Genomic DNA, 23232 nt, shown 5'->3' on the forward strand with positions numbered 1-23232 from the left:
GCGGGCAATAGAAAACCCCTGGCGGACTCCAGCCCGCCAGGGGTTCGCAAGCCTGCGCGGCCCGAAAACTTAAGTCTGCTCCGCCGGCTTGCCGAAGGAACCCGATACCGGCTGATCGCCGCCCTTCGATGCCGACTCACCGCTGCCAGGCGGTGCGTTGTCCTCCCAACTCTGGGGAGCCCTCGGCGGCCTGCCTTCCATGATGTCGGCGATCTGCAGTCGGTCTATGGTTTCATATTTGATCAGCGCCTCAGCCATGAGGTGCATCTTATCCATGTTTTCCCGGAGGATACGCTCGGCACGCTCGTAGTTGCGGTCGATGATCGAACGGATCTCCTCGTCGATCAGATGCGCCGTCTCCTCCGATACGCTCTTGTGCTTGGTCACCGACCGGCCGAGGAAGACTTCGCCCTCCTCCTCGCTATAGGCCAGAGGCCCCAGCCGTTCCGAGAGTCCCCAGCGGGTTACCATGTTCCGTGCCAGATTGGTGGCACGTTCGATATCGTTCTGGGCGCCGGTGGTCACGTGCTCGCGACCGAACACGATTTCCTCGGCCAGCCGACCGCCGAACAGGCTGGAAATCTGGCTTTCCAGTTTCTGCTTGCTGGCGCTGTAGGTATCGCGCTCCGGCAGGAACATCGTGATCCCGAGGGCACGGCCGCGCGGCATGATGCTGACCTTGTAAACGGGATCATGCTCGGGCACCAAGAGACCAACGATGGCATGGCCGGCCTCGTGGTAAGCCGTAAGCTTCTTTTCCTCCTCGCTCATGACCATGGACTTGCGTTCGACGCCCATGAGGATCTTGTCCTTGGCCTTCTCGAAATCTTCCATTTCCACGACCCGCTTGTTCTTGCGGGCCGCGAACAGCGCGGCCTCGTTGACCAGGTTGGCCAGATCGGCACCCGAGAAGCCGGGCGTACCCCGCGCCAGATACTTGGCCTCCACGTCGTCGGCCAACGGCACCCGCTTCATGTGGACCTTGAGGATCTGCTCGCGCCCACGCACATCCGGCAGCCCGACCACAATCTGGCGGTCGAACCGGCCTGGACGCAGCAGCGCGGGATCGAGCACGTCGGGACGGTTGGTTGCGGCGATCACGATGATGCCCTCGGTGCCTTCGAAACCGTCCATCTCGACCAGCAGCTGGTTCAGAGTCTGCTCGCGCTCGTCATGCCCCCCGCCCAAGCCCGCGCCGCGGTGACGGCCAACCGCATCGATTTCGTCGATGAAGATGATACAGGGGGCGTGCTTCTTCGCCTGTTCGAACATGTCGCGCACGCGCGAAGCTCCCACGCCGACGAACATTTCCACGAAATCCGAGCCCGAGATCGAAAAGAACGGTACCCGCGCTTCACCGGCAATGGCCCGTGCCAGTAGCGTCTTGCCGGTGCCCGGAGGACCGACCATGAGCGCGCCGCGTGGGATCTTGCCGCCCAGTCTCTGGAACTTGCTCGGGTCCTTGAGGAAGTCGACCATCTCGGCGACGTCTTCCTTGGCCTCGTCGGCGCCGGCGACATCGGCGAAGGTCACCTTGACCTGATCCTCCTCGATCAGGCGCGCCTTGCTTTTACCGAAGGACATCGCCCCTCGGCCGCCCGCGCCGCCCTGCATCTGGCGCATGAAGAATATCCATACCGCCACCAGCAGCAGCATCGGGAACCAGGAGATGAAGATCTGCATCAGGAGCGACTGCGACTCCGGCGGTTGCGCCTTGATCTCCACATGGTTCTTGAGCAGGTCGTCGATCAGGTGCGGGTCTTCCGGGTTGTAGGTCGAGAATTTCTCACCCGTACCCAACATGCCGCGCACGTTCTGCCCGTCGATCGTCACCGACTTGACCTGTCCTTCATTCACGGCCGCAATGAACTGCGAATAAGACATGCTGGAATCGACCGATTTACGGGACCCGAAGTTATTGAAGACGGACATCAGCACGACGGCGATGACCACCCAAAGCAGGATATTCTTTAACATATCGTTCACGACTCGAATCTCCGTAGTCGGATTGGGATGGAGAACGGCTCTTGTTATTTATGTCAGACCGATGACGGCAATATTATCCACACCTGCACGCGATCGCCACGAAATTCCTCGCAGCGCGAAAAAACCGCTGACGCAACATGACACAAATATGACCCATGGACGGCCAAAATCGTTCCCGGACCTGTCCTGATCAGCGGTCTGCGCCGCGGTATCCCTTGCCGACGAGGTAAATTTCCGCGCTCCGCGGTCGTGAGGCCTTCGGCTTCCTCATCACGACGGACGCAAACACTTTCCTGGCCTGCGCCACGTATTCCTGGAATCCCTCACCCTGGAACAGTTTCACGACGAAGCTCCCCTTCGGGGCCAGAACCCTTTCCGCAAGATCGAAGGCCAATTCCGCCAGATACATGCTGCGCGGCTGGTCGACGTTGCGGTTCCCGCTCATATTGGGCGCGATATCCGACAATACCACATTCGCACAGCACCCGCCGCTGGCTTCCAGCACCGCCTGGAACACCGAATCGTCGAGAAAATCCCCTTGCACCACGGTGACGCCGGGCAAAGGCTCCATCGGCAGGATGTCCAGGGCGAGGACTTTGCCGGTGGTCCCCACCCGCTGGGCCGCATATTGGGACCAGCCGCCCGGAGCCGCACCGAGGTCGATCACCGTAGCACCGGGTTCGAATAAGCGGTCGCGCTCGTCCAGCTCCATCAGCTTGAAGACGGCTCTTGAGCGATAACCTTTCTCTTGCGCCAGACGCACGTACTCGTCGGAGAAATGCTCCGCCAGCCAGCGACCGCTGCTCCGGCTACGCTTTGCCATGAGAAATTTCTTCAGTCACGCTACAATATGCGGCTTTTTCTTTAACAGAGTGCCCCTATGACCCCTGAACTCAGACGCCAGCTACGCGCCAAGGCCCACAAACTGAAGCCAGTCGTGATCACCGGCCAGGCCGGCATCACCCCGGGTGTGCTCGGCGAAATCGACCTTGCACTGGAACATCACGAATTGATCAAGGTTCGGGTCAATGCCGGGGACCGGGACACCAGAGCGGAGATGACGGCCCTGATCTGCGGGGAGTCGGGCGCCGAGCTGATCCAGTCGCTCGGCCACGTGATCACGCTCTTCCGGAAATCGTCTGAGCGGGGCAAGAAAGCCTAGATGTATTTGACCGATACGATTTCGTATTCGCGGGTACCGCCCGGCGCCTGCACCGTCGCCACGTCGCCTTCCTGTTTGCCGATGAGGGCACGAGCGATCGGCGAAGTCACCGAGATCCTGCCTTCTTTGATCTCGGCTTCGTCCTCACCGACGATCTGATACGTCACCACTTCGCCGGAAGCCAGATCTTCGATCTCAGCGGTCGCCCCGAAGACGATCTTGCCACCGGGATTCAGCCGCGTGACGTCAATGATCTGGGCATTGGCGAGTTTACTCTCGATCTCCTTGATCCGTCCTTCGATGAATCCCTGCTGTTCGCGCGCCGCCTGATACTCGGCGTTTTCCTTCAGGTCACCATGGGCGCGTGCTTCGGCGATCGCCTCGATCACTCGAGGCCGCGCCACCGTCTTCAGATGATTGAGTTCTTCACGCAGCTTTTCGGCACCGCGCGTGGTCATGGGAGTCTTGTTCATCACTGTTGCTTCCGATTATCCGATTCACGATAGGGCGCCGTGCAAGTCCTGCAGCCGATTGACGTCCACTGAGCCGAGCTCGTCGAGCGCGCAGCAGATCGCATGGGCACCGGAAATCGTCGTGGTGTAGGTCACCTGATGCTGCAAAGCCTGCCGCCGAATGGTGAACGAATCGGCGATGGCTTTCTTGCCCTCGGTCGTGTTGATGATAAGCTGAATCTGGCCGTTCTTGATCATGTCGACGATATGCGGCCGCCCCTCATACACCTTGTTCACCTTTTCGCAGGGCACGCCCGCATCCTGCAGCACCTTCGCGGTGCCCCGCGTGGCCACCAGGCGGAATCCCCTGGCAACCAGCGCCCGCGCGATCGGAACGATCTTGGGCTTGTCCGCATCGCGGATGCTGATGAGGGTCGTCCCCTCGTAGGCCAGACGCACGCTGGCGGCCCGCTGCGCCTTGGCGTAGGCTTCGCCGAAGCTGGCGCCGACGCCCATCACCTCGCCGGTCGATTTCATCTCCGGACCGAGCAACGGATCGACGCCGGGGAACTTGATGAAGGGGAACACCGCCTCCTTGACCGAGAAATACGGCGGGATGCGCTCTTCGCGTAGGCCCTGCTGATCCAGGCTGCGGCCGACCATGCAACGCGCCGCAACCTTGGCCAACGGATAGCCGGTCGCCTTGGAGACGAAGGGAACGGTGCGGGAGGCGCGCGGATTCACTTCCAGCACGAATATCTCATCATCCTGGATGGCGAACTGGGTGTTCATCAAGCCGACCACGCCCAACGCCTCCGCCAGCAGACGGACCTGCTCCCTGACCCGGTCCTGGATATCTGCCCGCAGGTCATACGGCGGAATCGAACAGGCGGAATCGCCCGAATGCACCCCGGCCTGCTCGATGTGCTGCATCAAGCCGCCGATCATCACGCGCTGGCCGTCGGCGACGGCATCCACGTCCATCTCGATGGCGTCGGACAGAAAGCGGTCGAGCAGCACCGGGGATTCGTTGGAAACGCTGACGGCTTCCAGCATGTAGCGCTTGAGGTCATCATCGTTGAACACGATTTCCATCGCTCGGCCGCCCAGTACGTAGGAAGGACGCACGACCAACGGATAGCCAATTTCCTGGGCGCCGCGCAGGGCCTCTTCCAGCGAGCGCGCGGTGCGGTTGGGCGGCTGTTTCAGGTTGAGCCGGTCGATTAGTTTCTGGAAGCGCTCACGATCCTCGGCCAGGTCGATGGAATCGGGCGAAGTACCGATGATCGGCACCCCGGCCGCTTCCAACGCCCGAGCGAGTTTCAGCGGTGTCTGCCCGCCGTATTGCACGATCACACCCTTCGGCTTCTCCAGATGAACCACCTCGAGCACATCCTCCAGTGTCAGCGGCTCGAAATACAGGCGGTCGGACGTGTCGAAATCGGTCGACACCGTCTCCGGATTGCAGTTGATCATGATGGTTTCGAAACCATCCTCGCGCAGCGCCATCGCCGCGTGCACGCAGCAATAGTCGAACTCGATGCCCTGGCCGATGCGGTTGGGACCGCCGCCGAGCACGACGATCTTCTCACGTTCCGTCGGCGCGGCTTCACACTCTTCCTCGTAGGTCGAATAAAGATACGCGGTGACGGTGGCGAACTCGGCCGCGCAGGAATCGATCCGCTTGTACACCGGACGGATGCCGAAACGGTGCCGTACCGCCCGCACCTCGGCTTCACTGCGGTCCAGTAGGCGGGCCAGCCGCGAATCGGAGAATCCCTTGCGTTTCAGGGCCAACAGTTCGTCGGCGGTCAGCGAAGCGAGGGTCCGCTTGGCCAAGGCGGCTTCCTCAAGGATCAAATCCTCGATCTGGGCGAGGAACCAGGGATCGATGGCACTCAGCTCGTGGACTTCGCCGAGGCTCCACCCTAGCCGAAAGGCGTCGGCGACGTAGAAGATGCGGTCGCAGCCCGGATGACCCAGCTCGCGCTGCAGGCGCTCCACCCGGTCGTCGCTGTCCACGGACAGTTTACCGACCAACCCATCCACCCCGATCTCCAGGCTGCGTAGGGCCTTCTGCAGCGATTCCTGGAAAGTCCGGCCGATCGCCATGGCTTCGCCCACCGATTTCATCTGGGTGGTGAGACGATCGTCCGCCTGCGGGAATTTCTCGAAGGTGAAGCGCGGAACCTTGGTCACCACATAATCGATGGTCGGTTCGAACGATGCCGGCATGGCACCACCAGTAATCTCGTTGCGCAACTCGTCCAGGGTGTATCCGACCGCCAGCTTGGCAGCGACCTTGGCGATGGGAAAACCGGTGGCCTTGGAGGCCAGCGCCGAAGAACGTGACACCCTGGGATTCATCTCGATCACGATCAACCGGCCGTCCCTCGGATTGACTGCGAACTGCACGTTGGAACCGCCGGTATCCACCCCGATCTCGCGCAGGACGGCGATAGAGGCATCGCGCATGATCTGGTATTCCTTGTCGGTCAGCGTCTGCGCCGGCGCGACGGTGATCGAATCCCCGGTGTGGACACCCATGGGATCGAGATTCTCGATCGAGCAGACGATGATGCAGTTGTCGGCGCGGTCGCGTACCACTTCCATCTCGTACTCTTTCCAGCCGAGCACCGACTCCTCGATCAGCAGTTCATGAGTGGGCGAAAGCTCCAGCCCACGCTCGCAGATTTCCACGAATTCCTCGCGATTGTAGGCGATACCGCCGCCGGACCCGCCCAGGGTAAAGGAGGGCCGGATGATGGCGGGATAACCCACTGTATCCAGTACCGCCAGCGCCTCCTCGAGACTGTGGGCAACGTCGGACTTCGGCACCGACAGGCCGATCTTGACCATGGCCTTGCGGAACTGGTCACGGTCCTCGGCTTTGGCGATGGCTTCGCGCTTGGCGCCGATCATCTCTACACCAAACCGCTCCAGCACACCTTCGCGATCCAGGTCCAGCGCACAGTTGAGCGCCGTCTGTCCCCCCATGGTCGGCAGCAGCGCATCAGGACGCTCTTTCTCGATGATGCGAGCGACGGTCTGCCAGTCGATCGGTTCGATATAAGTCGCATCGGCCATCTCCGGATCCGTCATGATCGTGGCCGGATTCGAATTGACCAGGATGACCCGATAGCCCTCTTCCCTCAGCGCCTTGCAGGCCTGGGCGCCGGAGTAGTCGAACTCGCAGGCTTGGCCGATGACGATAGGGCCGGCGCCCAGGAGCAGAATCGATTCGATATCGGTACGTTTTGGCATGAACGAAGGACGCGATTAATGGCGATTGCGGACGGCTTTCATGGCGCCGACGAAGCGGTCGAACAGATCGCACAGATCGTGCGGACCGGGACTGGCTTCCGGATGCCCCTGGAAACCGAAGGCAGGACGATCCGTGAATTCGATGCCCTGCAGACTGCCGTCGAACAGAGAACGGTGGGTCGGCCTCACGTTCACCGGCAGGCTGGCTTCCTCCACGGCGAAACCGTGATTCTGGCTGGTGATGATCACACGCCCGCTGGACAGATCCTGCACCGGATGGTTGGCGCCGTGATGACCGAATTTCATCTTCGAGGTACGCGCGCCTGCCGCGAGGGCCAGCAACTGGTGCCCCAGGCAGATGCCGAACATGGGGATGCCCATGGTCAAAAACTCCCGGATCGCCGCGATGGCGTAGTCGCAGGGTTCTGGATCGCCGGGACCGTTGGACAGAAACAATCCGTCTGGTTCCAGTGCCAGCGCTTGCAAAGCGGGTGTCCGGGCGGGCACCACGGTGACCCGGCAGCCTCGATCCGCGAGCAGTCGCAGGATGTTTTGCTTGATGCCGAAATCGTATGCGATGACATGGAAACCGCCTTGGCCTGCCCGCACCGGTTCGGCGCCGAAACGCCAGCTGCCTTCGGTCCAATCGTAGGACTGTTGCGTCGTCACGACCTGGGCCAGGTCCATGCCTTGCAGCCCGGGAAAGCGACGGGCCATGGCCACCGCGGCGTCGGCGTCCAAAGCGTCGCCGGCCGCGATGCAGCCGCGCTGGGCCCCCTTGTCGCGCAGGATGCGGGTCAGCCTGCGGGTATCCAAACCGGCGATAGCGACCACGCCGCGCTGGCGCAAGTAATCGTCGAGCCGGAGCTGGCACCGCCAGTTACTGGCCCGCAGCGGCAGATCGCGGATCACCAAGCCGCTGGCGAAGATGCCGCCGGACTCGGCATCTTCTCCGTTGATGCCGGTGTTGCCGATGTGGGGATAGGTCAGCGTGACGATCTGCCGCGCGTAAGACGGATCGGTAAGGATCTCCTGATAGCCGGTGATCGAGGTATTGAACACCACCTCACCCACCGATGACCCCTCGGCCCCGATCGCGTAGCCGCGAAACACGGTACCGTCTTCAAGAGCGAGCAGCGCGGGAGTTTTCAATAAGGCCACCTTAAGATGTGCAAAACGGGGCAGACCCGAAGATATGCCCCGCTCGTTTGGATTCGATGCGTTTTAGCCGCTCGATTATAGAAGATAGCCCTGTTGGAGTCCATCCGGATCAGGGCGACTCAGCCTTTCAAACCCAGCACATCCTGCATGTCGAACAGTCCTTCGCCTTGAGACATCAGCCAGACGGCCGCCCTGACCGCACCCTTGGCAAATGTCATCCGGCTGCTGGCCTTATGGGTGATCTCGATGCGCTCGCCTTCGTCGGCGAACATGACGGTGTGCTCGCCGACGATGTCGCCGGCACGGATGGTAGAGAAACCAATGGTCTTGGCATCGCGCGCGCCGGTGATGCCTTCGCGGCCATAGATCGCGCAATCCTGTAAGTTCCGCCCCAGTGCTTTGGCCACCACCTCGCCCATCCGCAAGGCCGTGCCCGATGGCGCATCAATCTTGTGGCGGTGATGCGCCTCGACGATCTCGATGTCGGAATGCTCACCCACCACCCGGGCGGCGATATCCAGCAGCTTGAGCGCCAGATTCACACCCACGCTCATATTGGGCGCAAACACAATACCCATGCCGTCCGCGGCGGCGGCGATGAGCTGGCGCTGCTCCGCGCTGAAGCCGGTCGTCCCGATCACCAGCCGGATTCCGGCCGAGCGGCAGAATTCGAGGTGGGCCAGCGTGACCTCCGGCAGGGTGAAATCGATCAGCACATCGACCTTGTCCGACACTTCGCTCAGGTTGCCGACCACGGGCAAACCGATCGCGGACAGGCCCGCCAGTTCGCCGGCGTCGCGTCCGACTGCGGGGCTGCCCGGGCGGGCGACCGCCGCCGTCAGCTCCACTACCGGCTCGGCCACACAGGCACGCACGAGATTGCCTCCCATCCTGCCGGCGACGCCTGCTATTCCTACCCTGATGACCATGGTTCCAGCCCGCCCTCTCAAAGTCCCAAACGATCGAAGAACTGCTTGACGCCGTCCAGCCAGCCGTGCGCCTGCGGACTGTGATGGCTGCCGCCACCCCTTAGGGATTCATCGAGCTGGCGGATCAGGTCGATCTGCTCCTTGCTCAGGCGCACCGGCGTCTCTACCCGCACCCGGCACAGCAGATCACCGGCCACACCGCCCCGGACCGGCTTGACGCCCTTGCCCCGGATCCGGAACAGCCGCCCGGTTTGGGTCTCGGGGGGAATCTTGAGTACTACCTTGCCATCCAGCGTCGGCACTTCCAGCTCGCCACCCAGACAGGCGGTGGGAAAACTGATCGGCACTTCGCAGTACAGATCAGCGCCGTCCCGCGTGAAGATGGGATGCTCCTTGACGCCGATGTGCACGTAGAGATCCCCCGGCGGGCCGCCGCCCTCCCCCGCTTCGCCCTCGCCGGCAAGCCGAATACGGTCGCCGCTATCCACGCCGGGCGGAATCTTGACCGACAAGGTCTTGGTCTCCTGTACGCGACCCTGACCGTAACAGACCCGGCACGGATCGGAAACGTGCTGCCCGGTGCCGCGGCAGGTCGGGCAGGTCTGCTGGACGGAGAAAAAGCCCTGCTGCATACGCACCGCGCCCTGGCCGTGACAGGTCGGGCAAATCACAGGGGAAGTGCCTTTCCTGGCGCCAGAGCCGCCACATTCGGTGCAGTTGACCCAGGTCGGCACCTTAATCTTGGCTTCGGTCCCGGCCACGGCCTCCTCCAGCGTCAGCTCGAGGTTATAGCGCAGGTCGGCACCGCGCTGCCCCCGGCCTCGCCGGCGGCCGCCTCCGAAGATGTCGCCGAAGACGTCACTGAAAATATCGCTGAAATTGTCGCCGGTGAATCCGAAACCGCCACCTCCGCCCATCGAGGGATCCACCCCGGCATGGCCGAACTGGTCGTAGGCCGACCGCTTCTTGGGGTCGGACAGGACATCGTAGGCTTCCTTCACACTCTTGAAACGCTCCTCGGCCTCGGGATTGTCCTTGTTTCGGTCGGGGTGGTATTTCATCGCCAGGCGGCGGAACGCCTTCTTGATGTCGCTGTCGCTGGCGTTGCGTGGAACCCCGAGCGTTTCGTAATAATCTTCTTTTGCCATAAACGCACAACCGCCGGCTTGACGCCGGCGGCCCGATCAAGAGGGATAAGGATGAACCGCATCCCACCGGGAGATGCGACACGGTCCGCCGCGGCTCAACGCTTGTCGTCGCGGACTTCCTCGAACTCGGCGTCGACGACGTCATCGCCGCCACCGCTCCCGCCAGTCTTCTCGTGACCGTGCGTTTCGGTGCCCGTCGTGCCGCCCTGCTGGGCATAGAGCCGTTCGGCGAGCTTGCCGGAAAGCTCGGTCAGCGTCCGGGTCCGCTGCTCGATCAGATCCTTGTTATCGCCGCCCATGGCATCCTTCAGGTCGTTCATGGCCGCTTCGATCTTCGCCCGCTCCTCGCCGGAGACCTTGTCGCCCAGTTCGGCGAGCGTCTTGTTGGTGGCGTGGACCACGGCATCGGCATGATTGCGCGCGCTGACCAGCTCGTGCATGCGGCGGTCTTCTTCCGCGTGCAGCTCGGCGTCCTTAACCATGCGCTTGATCTCGTCTTCGGACAGGCCGCTGGAGGCTCGGATAACGATGGATTGTTGCTTGCCGGTCGCCTTGTCCTTGGCCGAAACGTTCAGGATACCGTTGGCGTCGATGTCGAAAGTCACCTCGATCTGCGGCACGCCGCGGGGTGCCATCGGGATGTCGGTCAGGTCGAAGCGTCCCAGCGACTTGTTGTCGCGTGCCATTTCCCGCTCACCCTGCAACACGTGGATGGTCACGGCGGTCTGGTTGTCCTCCGCGGTGGAGAAAACCTGAGTTGCCTTGGTCGGGATCGTAGTGTTCTTTTCGATCAGTTTGGTCATGACGCCGCCGAGGGTCTCGATACCCAGCGACAAGGGGGTCACGTCCAGCAGCAGCACGTCCTTCACCTGGCCGCCGAGCACGCCCGCCTGGATGGCGGCGCCGACCGCCACAGCCTCGTCCGGATTGACGTCTTTGCGCGGTTCCTTGCCGAAGATTTGCTTCACGAACTCCTGCACCTTGGGCATGCGGGTCTGACCACCGACCAGAATGACTTCGTCGATGTCGCCCGGCTTCACACCGGCGTCCTTCAGCGCGGTTTCGCAAGGTCCCCGGGTGCGCAGGATCAGGTCTTCCACCAGGGCCTCCAGCTTGGCCCGGGTCAGCTTGATGTTGAGGTGCTTGGGGCCGGTCGCATCCGCCGTGATGTAGGGCAGATTGATCTCGGTCTGCTGGCTGGAAGACAGCTCGATCTTGGCCTTCTCGGCGGATTCCTTCAGGCGCTGGAGCGCCAGCGGATCGTTGTGCAGATCAATGCCCTGCTCTTTGCGGAACTCGTCCACGATGTATTCGATGATGCGCAGATCGAAGTCCTCACCGCCGAGAAAGGTATCACCGTTGGTCGACAGCACTTCGAACTGGTGCTCGCCATCGACTTCGGCGATCTCGATGATGGAGATGTCGAAGGTGCCCCCCCCCAGGTCGTAGACCGCGATCTTCTGATCGCCGCGCTTCTTGTCCATACCATAGGCCAGCGCCGCCGCGGTCGGCTCGTTGATGATGCGCTTGACGTCGAGGCCGGCGATGCGGCCAGCGTCCTTGGTGGCCTGGCGCTGGGAATCATTGAAATAGGCCGGCACGGTGATGACCGCTTCCTTGATCTCTTCCCCCAGATAAGCCTCGGCATCCTTCTTGAGCTTCATCAGGACGCGCGCCGAGATCTCCGGCGGCGCCATCTTCTTGCCGGCGACCTCTACCCAGGCGTCGCCGTTCTCCGCCTCGACGATGGTGTAAGGCACCATCTTGATGTCCTTCTGGACGACATCATCCTTGTAGCGGCGGCCGATCAGCCGCTTGATCGCGAACAAGGTATTCTTGGGATTGGTGATAGCCTGCCGCTTGGCGGATTGCCCCACCAACACCTCGTTATCAGCGGTGAAGGCGACGATCGACGGCGTGGTACGTGCGCCTTCGGCGTTCTCGATCACGCGGGGTTTACCGCCCTCAAGGATGGCCACACACGAGTTGGTGGTGCCCAGGTCGATCCCGATAATCTTTGCCATGGATTTCTCCGATTTTATAAGTGATTGTTCTGAAAGCTTAGAGGCTATGTGAGGCCGATCCTAAGGGATTTCAAGCCTGGGCCACCACGACGAGTGCCGGCCGAAGCAGCCGGTCATTCAGCAGATAGCCCTTCTGGTAAACCTTGACTACGGTGTTTGGCTCCGCTTCTCCGGCCGGTTCCATGGCCATTGCCTGGTGCTGCTCCGGATTGAACTTCTCGCCGACCGGATCGAGGGCCACGATGCCGAACTTCTCGAACACGTTCTGGAACTGCTTCAGGGTCAGCTCCGCGCCTTCGCGGAGTTTGGCGACGTCGGGCGCGTCGGCGGTGGAAGCCGCGATGCCCAGTTCCAGGCTGTCCATCACCGGCAGCAGTTCCTTGGCGAATTTTTCCAGGGCGTACTTGTGGGCGTTCTGGATGTCTTTTTCCAGACGACGGCGCAGGTTTTCCATTTCCGCCTGGGCCCGGACGAACCGGTCCCAGTTTTCGCTGGCCTGCTGCTGCGCCTCGAGCAGTGCCTTGTCCGGCTCACCGGCGGGCGCTGCTTCGGCGGCTGCGGTCTCCACCTCCAGCAGCTCCGGCCGTGGCTCCGGGCCGGGACCGTTAGTCATTTCTTCTTCGCTCATAGTCCGATAATCCGATTATTGGGGTTTGAAATTTTGGATCCGGAAAAACGAAACCGCCCGGCTCCTCGACGGGAGCGGGCGGCGGACGTCCTTTTGCCGTCACGACTCCGGCAACGTTAAGTTGGGGCCAGCGTCCGCTGATTCAAGGCCGCCCCCACCAGTTTCGCAGTGACGTCCACCAGCGGAATCACCCGTTCATACTTCATCCGGGTCGGTCCGATCACACCGAGCACGCCAATCACCCGGTTGTCGACGGAATACGAAGCGGTCACCAGGCTGCACGGCTCCAGCGGCCTGAAACCACTCTCTTCGCCGATGAGGATCTTCACCCCGGGTGACTCGAGGCAGCGATCGAGCAGACCGACGATGCTTTCCTTCTGCCGGAACGCCTCGAACAGACCGCGCAGCCGCTCGACGTCGGCCAGCTCGACGAAGTCCATGAGGTTGGTTTCCCCGCGCACCAGGAACGGCTTCCTGGAACGCCCGCCCTCGGCCAGGGCCTGTTCGGCGATCTCGCCCGCCTGCAACAGCTGTTCGCTCAGACGGTCGCGCTCCTTCTCCAATTCGGCGCGCAGATACTGCCGCGCCGAAACCATGTCCTTGCCGCCACAGACGGCATTGAAGAAGTTGGCCGCGGTCTGCAATTCCGCGGCACTGAAACTGTGGGGAGTGTGGATGATCTTATTGTGGATTTCCTGGCCGCTCGTCACCAGGATCGCCAGCACCCGGTGGTCCGACAGCGGCAGAAATTCGATGTGCTGGAAGGTCAGGGTTTCCCGCCTTGGCATGGAGATGATGCAGGCCATGTGGGTCAGCTCCGACAGCAGCTTGGAAGCCGTCTCCAGCAGATCGCGCGGGTTCTCCCGGCTTTCGAGATCCAGCCACAACTGGTCGACGATGGCCTGGTGCAGAGGTTTCACGGTCAGCAGGGAATCGACGAACAGACGATAGCCGCTCACCGTGGGCAGACGCCCCGCGGAAGTATGCGGCGAGGTGACCAGGCCCAGTTCCTCTAGATCGGCCATGACATTGCGTATCGTTGCCGGACTCAAACCGGCGTCCTTGGCGAGGGCACGCGAACCGACCGGCTGACCTTCGCCGATGTAACGCTCCACCAGCGCCTTCAAAAGCTGCTGCGCGCGCTCGCTCAGTTCGGGGAAACTCGCCACGGAAATTCCGTAAAGAATCTGTATTAGCACTCGACCAATGGGAGTGCCAAAAACTAACAACCCCTAGATTAAGTGTCAAGAAGGTCCTACCATTTGGCGGAAAGTGCCGGAGCCGCCGCATTCGACCGGCGGCAGCGCTCGGGCCTTGCCAATCCCGTCGAGACCTAAAGGCGTCGAATCCTCAACCTCCTCTTAACCCGAGTTGTTCAGGCGGATGCTTTCGCAATTTCGCACCATCGCGCTCATCGGAAAGCCGGATGCTCCCCGGATAGCGGACACTCTCGCTGCCATTCACGCCTATCTGCTGACTTCCGGACTCGAGATCCTGGTCGAGCGTGGCTGTGCGACGCTCTTTACGCATTCCGCCCGGACATGCACGATGCCCGAACTGGCACAGCAGGCCGACATCGCCGTCGTCGTCGGCGGAGACGGCACTTTGCTGGGAGCCGCCCGCAGCCTCTATGCGCATGGCGTGCCCCTCATCGGAATCAACCTGGGCCGGCTGGGGTTTCTGGTGGACATTTCTCCCAGCGAGGCCGTCGACAAGCTCCATGCGATATTGACCGGCGCCTATCGCGCCGAGGAACGTCACCCCCTGGTGGCGCGCCTGATCCGCAACGAAGAAACCATTGCCCAGGGCAGCGCCATCAACGAAGTCGTCGTCCACAGTGGCAGCGCGACCAGTATGATTGAACTGGAAACCACCATCGACGGCGTGTTTCTGAATTCCCAGCGCTCTGACGGCCTGATTGTCTCCACACCCACCGGGTCCACCGCCTACGCGCTGTCGGCCGGCGGCCCGATCCTCTACCCCACGCTCAATGCCCTGGTGCTGGCGCCGATCAACCCCCACACCCTGTCCAACCGTCCCATCGTCATCTCAGGGGACAGCCTGGTGGCGATCGCCTTCCGGCCGAACAAAGAATTCCGCGCTCAGGTGAGCTGCGACAACGTTCCCTTCCCGGAGGTTGGGATCGAGGACCGCATCGAAATCCGCAAGGCGGAACGGCCGTTCCGTATCCTCCATCCGACGGACTATGATTTTTTCCAGATTCTGAGGCTCAAACTCAACTGGAGCAACCGCTAAGCCATGCTGACCAGCTTGAGCATAAAGGATCTGGCGGTGGTTGCCGCCCTCGACCTGGACCTTCGGCCCGGCTTCACCGTGCTCACCGGCGAAACCGGCGCGGGGAAATCCATCCTGCTCACCGCCCTGGGACTGGCACTCGGCGACCGGGCCGATTCGGGCTTGGTGCGGCCGGGCGCGGAGCGCGGCGAAGTCAGCCTGTGCTTCACTCTGGACGACGCGCCTTCCGCCCGTGAATGGCTCATCGGCCACGAATTGGCCGAAACCGATGAAGACACCTGTTTGATTCGCCGGACCATCAGCGCGGACGGGCGCTCACGCGCGTTCATCAATGGCCGTCCGGCGACCCTTCCGAACCTCCAGGCCTTGGGACGACACCTGGTGGAAATCCATGGCCAACACGCCCATTTGAACCTGCTGCAAGCCGGCGAGCAGCGGGCCTTGCTTGACCGGCACGCGGGCTGCCGCGAACTGGCATCGGAGCTGAAGCTGATTTTCGATCGCTGGAAAGCACTTTCCGAGCGGATCGACCGCCTGCAACAGGACGTCAGCAGCCGCAACGCCCGCCAGGAATTGCTCCAGTACCAGGTCAACGAGCTGGAGCAGCTCGAGATCGAGACCCTGGATTACCGCGCTCTGTCGGAAGAGCACGAGCTGCTGGCCAATCTCGGCCGGGTCTCCGAAATCGGCTACACCCAGCTCAAGCTGCTTTACGAGGACGAGCAGTATTCGGTGAACGGCTTGCTGGCGCGATCCGCTCAGGCGGTCGGCGAACTCGCGCAGATTTCGAAGGACTTCACCGAATCCCTGGAGTTGCTGGAAAGCGCCCGGATACAGGTCAAGGAGGCGGCGATGGCGTTGCGGCACCACCTCGACGCACTCGATCCAGACCCGGCCAAATTCGCGGCGCTGGAACAGAAGCTGGCGGAGGTTCACCAGCTCGCACGCAAGCACCAGGTCCGCCCGGAAGATCTGCCCGGCCACCTCGAAGCGCTCCGAACCGAACTAAGGAGCATGGAATCCGGTGAGGAACGGCTCGAACACCTGCTTGCCGAACAAAGCGATCTGCTGGCCGCTTACGATGCCGCCGCCCGCAGTCTTTCGGCCAAACGGCGGGTGGCGGCAGATGCGCTGGAGACCGACATATCGCGGCTCATCCACGAACTCGGCATGCCGCACGGGCGTTTCGCCGTCGCATTCGAGACAGACAGTGAAGCTCCGCCCGCCCCGCATGGCCGGGACAGGATCGAGTTCCTGGTCAGTGCCAATCCGGGCTTGCCGCCACGACCGCTGTCGCGGGTCGCTTCCGGCGGCGAACTCTCGCGCATCAGTCTGGCGATCGAGGTCGCATCGATCGCGCAAAAGACCACGCCGACCCTGATCTACGACGAGGTGGACACCGGCATCGGCGGCGGCGTCGCCGAGATGGTGGGAATCAAACTGCGCTCGCTCGGTATCAACCGCCAGGTACTGTGCGTGACCCATCTGCCCCAGATCGCGGCCTTGGGACATCATCACCTGCTGGTGGAAAAACACGCGCAAGACGGTATCACCGAGTCCACGGTACGGCCGCTGACCATGGAGGAACGCACCGGCGAAATCGCCCGCATGCTCGGCGGCCTGCGCATCACCGTGCAAACCCTGGCCCATGCCCGGGAAATGCTGGCCCTGGCGCATTGAAATCGATTTCTCGGCCAGTATTTTGCTTTAAAATTGGCTCATGATCGCCATATCGTTGATTCCCGCCGCCATGACCATCAGGAATCCGCATGACTGACCCGACCCAAGAAACGCAGCCTACACATTCCCTCCAGGAGAATCTCCTGGAAACCCCGGGAATCCCGACAAGCGGCGAATCCGTGACCCTGCCCAGAAAAGTGGTGACCGTGGCGGTAGTGATACCGGGTCTCATCATTTTCTGAAACCGACACGGCTTCCGAGCCATGCGCCGCCGCCCCACGGTCTCTTCGTTCGGGGAGCCCCGGCCTCAAACCGGCGGCACAATCCGTTCATCCACACCTTGCCGAATCAAGTGACATCGATACGATTCATTCCCGAGTGGGAAAAACAATCCGCCGTGCTGATTGCCTGGCCGCCGGGCAGCGGCGACTTCGCCCCGTGGTTGGAAGAGGTCGAACAGACCTATGCGGCCATTGCCGCGGCGGTGAGCCGGCGCGAAACCCTCCTCATCGCCTGCCTGGACCGGTCCCATGAACGGCGCATTGGTACTATCCTGGCCAATACCGGGACAGACTACTGCAGCCGAGTCGTTTTCGTCCGGATTCCATATGACGATATCTGGGTACGCGACACCGCGCCGCTCAGCCGGCTGCACGAAGGCCGGTTGGAACTGCTGGATTTCCGCTTCAATGGCTGGGGCGGGAAATACGACTGCGCTGACGACGCGGCACTGGCCGCGCGCCTCGTGACCATGGGTATCTTCGGCCAGACGCCACGGGTGGCGGTCGATTTCGTTCTGGAAGGCGGCAGCGTGGAAACCGACGGCCTCGGCACCGTCCTGACGACCAGTCAGTGCCTGCTCAATCCGAACCGCAATCCCGGCTATAGCCGCGTAGAAATCGAGGCCCGGCTCATGGAGACGCTGGGAACCGATCGCATCCTCTGGCTCGATCACGGCAAGGCCGAAGGCGACGACACCGACGCCCATGTCGACACCCTGGCAAGGTTCTGCTCGGAACACACCATCGCCTATACGGCCTGCGACGACGCATCCGATCCGCACTACGCGCCGCTTAAGGCGATGGAGCGGCAGCTGCAAGAGATGAAACAGCGCGACGGCCAGCCTTACTCCCTGGTGCCGTTGCCGATCCCGCAACCCATCCGCGACGGGAAAGGCCGGCGCCTGCCTGCCACCTACGCCAATTTCCTGATCATCAACGGCGCAGTTCTGGTTCCCGTGTACGGCGATCCGGCGGACGCGGTCGCCCTCGAGCGCCTGGGGCCGTGTTTCCTGGGGAGGGAAATCGTCCCCATCCACTGCACTCCGCTGATCCGCCAATACGGTAGCCTGCACTGTATGACCATGCAGTTTCCCGAAGCCGCCGGAGTCTCCCGCCCATGAAATCCATCCTCAAGCTGGCGCTGGTACAGCAGGCCTGTAACGGCAACCGGGAACACAATCTGGCCGTATCGGTCGAAGGCGTCCGCGCTGCCAAGGCCAAAGGTGCCGACCTGGTAATGCTGCCGGAGCTGCACCTCGGGCCGTATTTCTGCCAAACCGAGGACTGCGGCTGTTTCGACGGCGCCGAACCCATTCCCGGCCCCACCACCGCCGAACTGGCATCCGTGGCGCGGGAGCTGGGCATCGTGGTGGTCGCCTCGCTGTTCGAACGGCGGGCCCCTGGCCTCTATCACAACACGGCGGTGGTGCTGGACAGTGACGGCAGCCTGGCCGGAAAGTACCGGAAGATGCACATCCCGGACGATCCCGGCTATTACGAGAAGTTCTATTTCACCCCCGGCGACCTAGGCTTCCGCCCCATCGACACCTCGGTCGGACGTCTGGGGCTGCTGGTCTGCTGGGACCAATGGTATCCGGAGGCCGCGCGCCTGATGGCGCTGGCCGGTGCCGATCTCCTGCTCTACCCCACAGCCATCGGCTGGAACCCGGCCGACGACGAGGCCGAACGGTCGCGTCAGCTCGAGGCCTGGATCACTGTGCAGCGCGGCCACGCGGTGGCCAACGGACTTACGGTGGCCGCCTGCAACCGCATTGGCAGCGAACCCGATCCCAGCGGCCAGACGCCCGGCATTGTGTTCTGGGGAAACAGTTTCGCCGCCGGCCCCCAGGGCGAATTCCTCTGCCGCGCCGGTTCGACGGACGCGGAATTGCTGATGGTGGCGGTGGACCGCAAGCGCTCCGAAGACGTCAGGCGCATCTGGCCTTTTCTGCGTGACCGCCGTATCGACAGTTATGACGGATTATTGCGGCGCTATCTCGATTGACTCTTCCTCGAAGCAGCCTCCAAAAAAAAACCGGGGGCGAGCACGAAGCTCGCCCCCGGCTTTTTACCACCGGAATCAGGCCCTGATCTCAAATTCCTTGATATCGTGGCCCTGCGCGAGCAAAGCCTGCAGCCAACGTGGTTTCACGCCTCGGCCGCTCCATTTTTCCGCAGGATTATGCGGGTTCTGGTATTTCGCAGGCACCTTGGCGCCCCGGCGGGTACTCGGCGCACCCACTCCCTTGGAAAGATCTTCGACGATCTGGAACCGGACACCCGCCTTGGAAGCCAGTTCACTCATCTGGCGAAGATATTCGCGCCGCTCCGATTCAAGTTTTTCCTTGAGCGCCTTGGTCGCTGCATCAATGAGCGACTGTAATTCCTGCGCCGTATAACCAGAAAAATCATGTGACATTGACAACACCTCTCTGAGCAAGTCTTAAGCTATATTGTTGTGACCTTTAATATAATACATAAATCCGAGAACACAATACAATATGTCTTCCGCCTATCTGTACCGAGAAGTGCGAATTGCCGGCAGCGGAGCTCGCTTTTTCGCACCGATGCCGTTTGGCGCATTTCAGTCGGCTGGGAACCGGGCCACATCCTTCGTAAGACCCCAGACAATTCTTCCGGGCCGTGCCACCCCATTTAATTCGGCGGAACGCTCGCCCCCATTCCCCGGAATCGTCCCTGGCCAGCCCCGCGTTTTATGAAGCCGCTCGGCTAAAACACATCCCTTTCCGCCGACATATCGTCGGACGTCCGGTATCCCGATAGCATGAAACCACAAACCTCCGCTTCTTCCCTGACTTCGCCTTTGAAACCCGCCTTGCCCGCGGCCCGCCGCCAGGCGCTCTGCTGGAGCGGGCTGTACGGTTGCGCCGATTCCCTTGCGATCGCTTCGGCGTTCGGTGAGTCACCCGGCTTGTTTCTCGTGGTCACCGCCGACGCCCAGAGCGCTTTACGCATCGAACAGGAAGTGAAGACATTTCTCGGTAGGAATGCGGGGATCCTCCCATTCCCCGACTGGGAAATCCTTCCCTACGATGTGTTTTCACCCCTCCCTGAAATCACTTCGCAGCGGCTGCGGACTTTTTACGAGTTATCCCGCATCCAGCATGGCCTGCTCATCACTCCCGTATCCACCCTGATGCATCGGGTGGCTCCGCGGACCCACACCCTGGCCAATACGTTTTCCATTCGCGCGGGAAGCACCGTGAATATCGACCAGACCAGGCAGACGCTCGAAAGTGTAGGCTATCAGTGCGTCTCGCAAGTATACCAGCATGGCGAATTCGCGATCCGGGGCTCGATACTCGACCTTTATCCCATGGGGAGCGAGACGCCTTATCGCATCGAGCTCTTCGACGAGGACGTGGAAACGATCCGTACCTTCGATCCGGAAAGCCAGCGCTCGATCGAAAAAGTGGAAGGCATAGAGCTTTTCCCTGCCCGCGAATTTCCGTTCGACGAGGCCGCCATTAAAAGGTTCCGGCAGAATTTCCGGGCCGAATTCCCGGACGCGGTGAGCCGTAGCCTCCTGTATCAAGATGTCAGCAAGGGAATCGCCGTCGGGGGGATCGAATACTACATTCCTCTGTTCGTGGAACGGATGGATACGCTGTTCGATTACCTGCCGGGCGATACGACGCTGATATTGCACGGCGATGTCGAACAGGCCGCCGCCACCTATTACGCCGAGACCGCCAGTCGTCACGACCAGCGCCGCCACAACCTGGACCGGCCGCCGCTGCCGCCGGCCCGCCTGTTTCTGGAGCCCGAAGCGCTGAGCTCCAGCCTCGCATCCTTCAACCGCGTCATGATCGCGGCTGCGGACGCCGCTCCCCCCGCCGCGGTGAAATTCGACTGCGCGCCGCCACCGCCACTGCATCCGGAAACCAAGACCCAGCCTCCCTACGAGCCCCTGCAACGCTTCATTGGGGAGTTTGCGGGGAAAATCCTGCTGGTGGCGGAATCTGCAGGCCACCGCGAGACCCTGGCGGCGAACCTCGCCAAGTACCGGATCCGTCCACGGGTCGTGGAGGGCTGGGCCGACTTCCTTGCAGTGCCGGACCCGCTGTGCCTGATGGTCGCCGCCCTCGATCACGGCCTGGTCATTTCCGATCCACCCCTGGCGATCGTGACCGAAGCTCAGCTCACCGGCGACAAGGCCCAGCAGCGCAGGCGCCGGCAGCGCATGCCATCCAAGGATTTCGGCCAATTCCTGCGCAGCCTGGAAGAACTGGAGATCGGCGCGCCGGTGGTGCATCGCGAACACGGCGTCGGCCGCTATCTCGGCCTGCAGCGGATCGAGACCGGCGGCGTGGAGTCGGAATTCCTGACGATTCGCTACGCCAACGACGACAAGCTCTATGTGCCCGTTTCGGCGCTCGGCATGGTCAGCCGCTACGCCGGCGCGGACCCGGAACACGCGCCGCTGCACCGCCTGGGCAGCGAACAATGGGCCAAAGCCCGCCGCAAGGCGCTGGAACAGGTCCGCGATGTCGCCGCCGAACTGCTGGACATCCATGCCAAGCGGGCCGCGGTGAGCGGACGGAGTTTCGCCACTCTGACCGAAGAGTACTTGAGCTTCGCCGCTCAGTTCCCGTTCGAGGAAACACCTGACCAGGAAACCGCGATCCAGGACGTCATCCGCGACCTCGCCGCACCCCGTCCGATGGACCGGGTGGTTTGCGGCGACGTCGGCTTCGGCAAAACGGAAGTCGCGATGCGGGCCGCCTTCATCGCAGCCCAGAACGGTCGCCAGGTCGCGGTGCTGGTACCGACGACCCTGCTGGCCCAGCAGCACTACAAGAACTTCTGTGACCGTTTCGCCGACTGGCCGATGCGGATCGAGGTGCTGTCGCGCTTCGTCTCCAAGAAGGACCAGGCCCAGACCATCGCGGACATCGGCGACGGCAAGGTGGACATCGTCATAGGCACCCACCGCTTGCTGCAGAAGGACATCCGCTTCAAGGATTTGGGTCTGGTCATCATCGACGAGGAGCACCGCTTCGGAGTCGCGCACAAGGAGCATTTCAAGAAGCTGCGCAGCGAAGTGGACTTCCTGGCGCTGACCGCCACCCCCATTCCCCGCACCCTGGACATGGCCCTGAGCGGCCTGCGCGAGATTTCCGTCATCGCCACCCCGCCGCCCCACCGGCACGTCATCCGCACTTTCGTCACCGAATGGGACGACACCTTGGTGCAGGAAGCCATCACGCGCGAGATCAAGCGCGGCGGCCAGGTCTATTTCGTGCACAACAAGATCGAGACTCAGCCCAGGCTGGCGGAACGGCTGGAAAAGCTGGTGCCCGGTATCCGCACCCGCATCGCCCACGGCCAGATGCCGGAACGCGAATTGGAAAACATCATGCTCGACTTTTACCACCAGCGCTTCAATGTGCTGCTTTGCACCACCATCGTGGAAAGCGGCATCGACGTGCCCAGTGCCAACACGATACTGATCGACCGCGCGGACACCTTCGGCCTCGCCCAGCTCCACCAGCTCCGGGGACGGGTCGGACGCTCGCATCACCGCGCCTATGCCTATCTGCTGGTGCCGCCAAAGAAGTCCATGACCGCCGATGCCGTCAAGCGGCTGGAAGCCATCGAGGCGGCGGGCGAACTCGGCGCCGGCTTCCTGCTGTCCTCGCAAGATCTAGAGATCCGCGGTGCCGGCGAGCTGCTCGGCGAGGAACAGAGCGGCCAGATCCAGGAAATCGGCTTTACCTTATATACCGAACTGCTGGAAAAGGCCGTCAACGCGCTGAAATCCGGCAAACGGCCAGAACTGGAAACCGATCACCTCGGTGGTACCGAGGTAGACCTGCAATGCGCGGCGCTGATCCCGGAGGAATATCTGCCCGACGTGCACGCCCGTCTGGTGCTGTACAAACGCATCGCCAATGCTCGCAGCGACGACGAACTGCGCGAGCTGCAGATCGAGATGATCGATCGCTTCGGCCTGCTGCCGGAGGCGACCAAGAACCTGTTCGCGGTCAGCGCGCTAAAGAACGAGGCCGCCAAGCTGGGTATCGCCAAGATCGAAGCCAGCGCAACCGGCGGCCGACTGATTTTCGAAGCCCAGCCCAACATCGACCCAGCCGCGATCATCCTGCTGATTCAGAAAGAGGCTACCACCTACAAGCTGGACGGCCCGGATAAACTGCGGTTCATTGCCAAGCTCCCCAACCCGGCGGAGCGCGTCCGGTTCGTGGAAGCGCTGCTGGACCGGCTGAAGGCCAAGTGAGA

The 23232-nt window shown here is 62.2% G+C and carries 18 protein-coding genes; 7 read left to right on the top strand and 11 right to left on the bottom strand.

What is annotated here, in order from left to right:
- Positions 1-69 precede the first annotated feature (69 nt).
- Both ftsH and rlmE read right to left on the bottom strand, forming a co-directional pair.
- Positions 70-1977 carry an ATP-dependent zinc metalloprotease FtsH gene (gene ftsH / locus N4J17_RS15105; protein WP_198324005.1) on the bottom strand — a complete coding sequence of 636 codons (1908 nt, stop codon included), beginning with the start codon at positions 1975-1977 and terminating at the stop codon, positions 70-72.
- A gap of 199 nt (positions 1978-2176) precedes the next feature.
- Positions 2177-2809, bottom strand: coding sequence for a 23S rRNA (uridine(2552)-2'-O)-methyltransferase RlmE (gene rlmE / locus N4J17_RS15110; RefSeq protein WP_198323990.1), 633 nt, complete (start codon positions 2807-2809; stop codon positions 2177-2179).
- A gap of 57 nt (positions 2810-2866) precedes the next feature.
- On the opposite strand from rlmE, the gene yhbY reads away from it, so the two are divergent.
- Positions 2867-3148 carry a ribosome assembly RNA-binding protein YhbY gene (gene yhbY, locus N4J17_RS15115; protein ID WP_198323989.1) on the top strand — a complete coding sequence of 94 codons (282 nt, stop codon included), beginning with the start codon at positions 2867-2869 and terminating at the stop codon, positions 3146-3148.
- Here the strand turns inward: yhbY and greA are convergent.
- From greA to hrcA, 8 genes are all read right to left on the bottom strand, one after another.
- Entirely contained in the window at positions 3145-3621 is a 477-nt protein-coding gene (greA, locus tag N4J17_RS15120) for a transcription elongation factor GreA (RefSeq protein ID WP_198323988.1), read from the bottom strand. The genes yhbY and greA overlap by 4 nt on opposite strands.
- 24 nt (positions 3622-3645) lie before the next feature.
- Positions 3646-6864: a carbamoyl-phosphate synthase large subunit gene (gene carB, locus N4J17_RS15125; protein WP_198323987.1), complete on the bottom strand. Its 3219-nt coding sequence runs from the start codon at positions 6862-6864 to the stop codon at positions 3646-3648.
- Between the two features lie 15 nt (positions 6865-6879).
- Entirely contained in the window at positions 6880-8016 is a 1137-nt protein-coding gene (gene carA / locus N4J17_RS15130; protein ID WP_198323986.1) for a glutamine-hydrolyzing carbamoyl-phosphate synthase small subunit, read from the bottom strand.
- Between the two features lie 128 nt (positions 8017-8144).
- Positions 8145-8954, bottom strand: coding sequence for a 4-hydroxy-tetrahydrodipicolinate reductase (gene dapB, locus N4J17_RS15135; RefSeq protein ID WP_198323985.1), 810 nt, complete (start codon positions 8952-8954; stop codon positions 8145-8147).
- A gap of 17 nt (positions 8955-8971) precedes the next feature.
- Complete coding sequence (gene dnaJ, locus N4J17_RS15140; RefSeq protein WP_198323984.1) at positions 8972-10102, bottom strand: molecular chaperone DnaJ; 1131 nt, start codon at positions 10100-10102, stop codon at positions 8972-8974.
- 95 nt (positions 10103-10197) lie between these two features.
- The gene (dnaK, locus tag N4J17_RS15145; RefSeq protein WP_198323983.1) at positions 10198-12126 is read right to left on the bottom strand and encodes a molecular chaperone DnaK; all 1929 of its coding nucleotides are present in this window, start codon (positions 12124-12126) and stop codon (positions 10198-10200) included.
- A gap of 70 nt (positions 12127-12196) precedes the next feature.
- The gene (grpE, locus tag N4J17_RS15150; RefSeq protein ID WP_198323982.1) at positions 12197-12754 is read right to left on the bottom strand and encodes a nucleotide exchange factor GrpE; all 558 of its coding nucleotides are present in this window, start codon (positions 12752-12754) and stop codon (positions 12197-12199) included.
- A gap of 116 nt (positions 12755-12870) precedes the next feature.
- Positions 12871-13923 (bottom strand): heat-inducible transcriptional repressor HrcA, encoded by a 1053-nt coding sequence (gene hrcA / locus N4J17_RS15155; protein WP_198323981.1) that lies wholly within the window; start codon positions 13921-13923, stop codon positions 12871-12873.
- 214 nt (positions 13924-14137) lie between these two features.
- Here hrcA and N4J17_RS15160 point away from each other — a divergent pair, with 214 nt between their 5' ends.
- The 5 genes from N4J17_RS15160 to N4J17_RS15180 all read left to right on the top strand — a co-directional run bounded on the left by N4J17_RS15160 (position 14138) and on the right by N4J17_RS15180 (position 18976).
- Positions 14138-15010 (top strand): NAD(+) kinase, encoded by an 873-nt coding sequence (locus N4J17_RS15160; RefSeq protein ID WP_198323980.1) that lies wholly within the window; start codon positions 14138-14140, stop codon positions 15008-15010.
- A 3-nt stretch (positions 15011-15013) separates the two neighbouring features.
- Positions 15014-16690, top strand: coding sequence for a DNA repair protein RecN (gene recN, locus N4J17_RS15165; protein WP_198323979.1), 1677 nt, complete (start codon positions 15014-15016; stop codon positions 16688-16690).
- Positions 16691-16779: 89 nt separating this feature from the next.
- Complete coding sequence (locus N4J17_RS15170; RefSeq protein WP_198323978.1) at positions 16780-16932, top strand: hypothetical protein; 153 nt, start codon at positions 16780-16782, stop codon at positions 16930-16932.
- A 110-nt stretch (positions 16933-17042) separates the two neighbouring features.
- Entirely contained in the window at positions 17043-18092 is a 1050-nt protein-coding gene (locus N4J17_RS15175; RefSeq protein ID WP_277458509.1) for an agmatine deiminase family protein, read from the top strand.
- Positions 18089-18976 (top strand): carbon-nitrogen hydrolase, encoded by an 888-nt coding sequence (locus N4J17_RS15180; protein WP_198323977.1) that lies wholly within the window; start codon positions 18089-18091, stop codon positions 18974-18976. Before N4J17_RS15175 ends, N4J17_RS15180 begins: the two co-directional genes overlap by 4 nt.
- A 75-nt stretch (positions 18977-19051) precedes the next feature.
- On the opposite strand, the gene N4J17_RS15185 is transcribed toward N4J17_RS15180, so the two are convergent.
- Positions 19052-19390, bottom strand: coding sequence for an H-NS family nucleoid-associated regulatory protein (locus N4J17_RS15185; protein ID WP_198323976.1), 339 nt, complete (start codon positions 19388-19390; stop codon positions 19052-19054).
- Positions 19391-19756: 366 nt separating this feature from the next.
- Here N4J17_RS15185 and mfd point away from each other — a divergent pair, with 366 nt between their 5' ends.
- A complete protein-coding gene (gene mfd, locus N4J17_RS15190) occupies positions 19757-23230 on the top strand; it encodes a transcription-repair coupling factor (RefSeq protein ID WP_232470699.1) in 3474 nt (1157 codons plus the stop codon).
- Positions 23231-23232: the final 2 nt, after the last annotated feature.

This window comes from Methylococcus capsulatus, assembly GCF_036864975.1.
In the GTDB taxonomy this organism is placed as follows: Bacteria; Pseudomonadota; Gammaproteobacteria; order Methylococcales; family Methylococcaceae; genus Methylococcus.

Coding starts and splice junctions, on each gene's coding strand:
- ftsH (WP_198324005.1), bottom strand. CDS start 1,977: ATGTTAAAGAATATCCTGCTTTGGGTGGTCATCGCCGTCGTGCTGATG.
- rlmE (WP_198323990.1), bottom strand. CDS start 2,809: ATGGCAAAGCGTAGCCGGAGCAGCGGTCGCTGGCTGGCGGAGCATTTC.
- yhbY (WP_198323989.1), top strand. CDS start 2,867: ATGACCCCTGAACTCAGACGCCAGCTACGCGCCAAGGCCCACAAACTG.
- greA (WP_198323988.1), bottom strand. CDS start 3,621: ATGAACAAGACTCCCATGACCACGCGCGGTGCCGAAAAGCTGCGTGAA.
- carB (WP_198323987.1), bottom strand. CDS start 6,864: ATGCCAAAACGTACCGATATCGAATCGATTCTGCTCCTGGGCGCCGGC.
- dapB (WP_198323985.1), bottom strand. CDS start 8,954: ATGGTCATCAGGGTAGGAATAGCAGGCGTCGCCGGCAGGATGGGAGGC.
- dnaJ (WP_198323984.1), bottom strand. CDS start 10,102: ATGGCAAAAGAAGATTATTACGAAACGCTCGGGGTTCCACGCAACGCC.
- dnaK (WP_198323983.1), bottom strand. CDS start 12,126: ATGGCAAAGATTATCGGGATCGACCTGGGCACCACCAACTCGTGTGTG.
- grpE (WP_198323982.1), bottom strand. CDS start 12,754: ATGAGCGAAGAAGAAATGACTAACGGTCCCGGCCCGGAGCCACGGCCG.
- N4J17_RS15160 (WP_198323980.1), top strand. CDS start 14,138: ATGCTTTCGCAATTTCGCACCATCGCGCTCATCGGAAAGCCGGATGCT.
- recN (WP_198323979.1), top strand. CDS start 15,014: ATGCTGACCAGCTTGAGCATAAAGGATCTGGCGGTGGTTGCCGCCCTC.
- N4J17_RS15170 (WP_198323978.1), top strand. CDS start 16,780: ATGACTGACCCGACCCAAGAAACGCAGCCTACACATTCCCTCCAGGAG.
- N4J17_RS15180 (WP_198323977.1), top strand. CDS start 18,089: ATGAAATCCATCCTCAAGCTGGCGCTGGTACAGCAGGCCTGTAACGGC.
- N4J17_RS15185 (WP_198323976.1), bottom strand. CDS start 19,390: ATGTCACATGATTTTTCTGGTTATACGGCGCAGGAATTACAGTCGCTC.
- mfd (WP_232470699.1), top strand. CDS start 19,757: ATGAAACCACAAACCTCCGCTTCTTCCCTGACTTCGCCTTTGAAACCC.